This window comes from Endozoicomonas atrinae (genome assembly GCF_001647025.1).
GTDB classification, from domain to species: Bacteria; Pseudomonadota; Gammaproteobacteria; order Pseudomonadales; family Endozoicomonadaceae; genus Endozoicomonas; species Endozoicomonas atrinae.
This window is the reverse complement of record NZ_LUKQ02000460.1, coordinates 1-2,337: the sequence shown is the minus strand read 5'-3', so window position 1 is coordinate 2,337 and position 2,337 is coordinate 1. Positions and strand designations below refer to the sequence as shown.

Below are 2,337 nucleotides of genomic sequence, written 5' to 3'. Positions count from 1 at the left end.
GCGTCATTCGTAAGGCGATCAAGAACCGGAAGATTTTTCGGACTGATGAGTCAGTCATGAAGGTAATCTATCTGGCCATGGAAAAAGCTTCCGAGAAATGGACCATGCCGATCAGGAACTGGAAAGCAGCCATGAACCGGTTTGAAATTATGTTTCCTGACCGGTTCAAGGAGTAATAGTTTTGGTGGCGTTTACACAGAATTATTTACAGGCTCATAACTATTGCTACTTCTGCCACTTCGAGGCACTCCATACGTATTAGTTAGACGCGCCAACTCCCATTTTTGCGAGCGATTTCCGTTATTTTTAATAATATCCAACCAAGCACTTAATTTCTTATGCTCAAATGGATTGGTTCCTGCATTATTTTGCTCAATTTGTCGCGCCTCCTTCAACACTGCATTCAATTTGCCACCCATCAAGGCAAAATATGCTTTTTCTAAAGAACGAACTCTATTTTTTGCCTGCTTTTTTCCGTAGACACGGCAGAAGTTCAAATTACAAAACATCCTGCTCAGCACATCAAAATCAATAAATTCCACATCTTTAAAACAGGACTCTGTTTTTTCCAAGTGCAACATTGCCATTTTAAATAAAATTCCTTTTAGCTCCTCACAAGTAGAAAAACAGGCATCCATTTTTCTTAGCACTGGAAAATAGGAAACCAAAAAATCCACAGCTTTATCACTGGAAAGTCCCATCAATAAGTGACATCTATCTAAACACATACTCTCTAGCTCACGATTAAAAGACAAAAACCTATGCTCAACGTAAAATTTTTTGCTATTTTCAACACACCCAAACCCATACCCCCTATCTCCAACGACTTCAAGAGCCATCTTTGCTTTCTGCAAATGCAGCCTGGCCAGACCCTCAGATAATTCTTTATTTTGAGGATACAGACCGTGAATACTTTCAACTCTTTCAAATCTGTATTTAAAATTGTACTCAGGATTATCCAAAGCGCTTCCCAAAAGTATACAACTTGCCTTTTCAAGACTCTCTTTGCTTGCATCAAGGTCATATATCATTGCTTTTTTATATGACTCAATTGCACAACCTATATCTCCTTCTGCTTCAGGATGATGAAAAAGGTAAGAGTTTCCAATTACCACACGTGCTTCAACATAAAGTTTTCTAGCATCTACCGCCTTAGGATGAAGAATAATGGTTTCTTCAAGCTGGTTGGCTTTCCCTTGAAGATTTGAGATATTTTCATAATCAATCCTACTATCCTGCTTGCTCTCTAACATTTCAATGACAGGGCGACATGCATCACCAATATCCATCCAGGCATCAAGAGATTTTAATATATTCGCTTTAACCCCAACATTTCGATTACAAAGAGGTTTGGGGCACAAATAAGCATCAGTAAGGTCACCATCAGCAACCTTTCCATGATAACAATTCACATGAACAAAATGCCTTTCTTTACATACTGAAGGAAATACCACCCTGAAACTGTGAAATCTGAATGGGCTCCCCTTTTGTATGTTTTCATCCTGATCCTCTTTAAAAAATTCATCACATATACAACACGCCTTACCTCCTAACTGATCAAAAGTGGCAACATTAACAGCAGAAAGAGCAATTGGCATAAAAATCTCTCAGAATTATTGAAACTAGGTTTTTGTAATACCAAGATCATAGCCAAAATAAGTAAGGTGCAAACAATTAATTTTATTACCTGAAAAATACATTTACGAAATAAAATACAAGTAAAAATACCCCTGCAAAATTCAGGTTTATCACCTATAAGCCAGAAAGAGTATCAGCTGCCTTAGCACTGAAAAGCCCCTTAAAAATATATTGAAATTTATGTACTAACAGAAACCACCACCTCCCTGATCATTAAATTCACATTGATCAATTATTAAATTGTGATTTCACATTTATATTCTCTAAAACAGCATTCATATAAAAAGCATCTAGAATTGATTTTCAACCATTAAAAATAGAGTGAAATATTATGCAACCTTTGCATGCAGCCGGAAGAAGTTTTGAAAGCATTCAGCCTGCAGGTGCAACTCTTGAACACGCTCAAAATAAAATAAACGTAGAGATCAAACCAGAAATAAAATCAAACCAGGTTATTTCTCTACAAACCACAAGGGTGACAGTTCCAATTTGTCGACGAGGCATATCAAAGTCAGAACATACCATTTGCAGAGCGGATTCAATAGCTGAAGCTGAGCAAACCGCGCTCCTTCTGTCATCACCGATGTAATAAGTCTTCAAAACACCAGTTTAATTTGACCTCCCGATTAACCCTTTTCTGGCCGATTGTTTTCCTGTTGGTATCAAGCAGGGAGCAGCGCCATGACCAATCGAGAGGAC

Annotated in this window: 1 protein-coding gene and 1 pseudogene; one reads left to right on the top strand and one right to left on the bottom strand. The window is 37.8% G+C overall.

All coding sequences use genetic code 11. From position 1 onward, the window contains the following. Window positions 1-176: pseudogene (locus AK963_RS36135) on the top strand (IS256 family transposase); the annotation flags it as partial. A 15-nt stretch (window positions 177-191) separates the two neighbouring features. Here the strand turns inward: AK963_RS36135 and AK963_RS27875 are convergent. Further along, entirely contained in the window at window positions 192-1,598 is a 1,407-nt protein-coding gene (locus tag AK963_RS27875) for a hypothetical protein (protein ID WP_066018575.1), read from the bottom strand. Window positions 1,599-2,337: the final 739 nt, after the last annotated feature.

Excerpts from the sequence above, each read along its gene's own strand:
- AK963_RS27875 (WP_066018575.1), bottom strand. The coding sequence starts at position 1,598 with ATGCCAATTGCTCTTTCTGCTGTTAATGTTGCCACTTTTGATCAGTTA.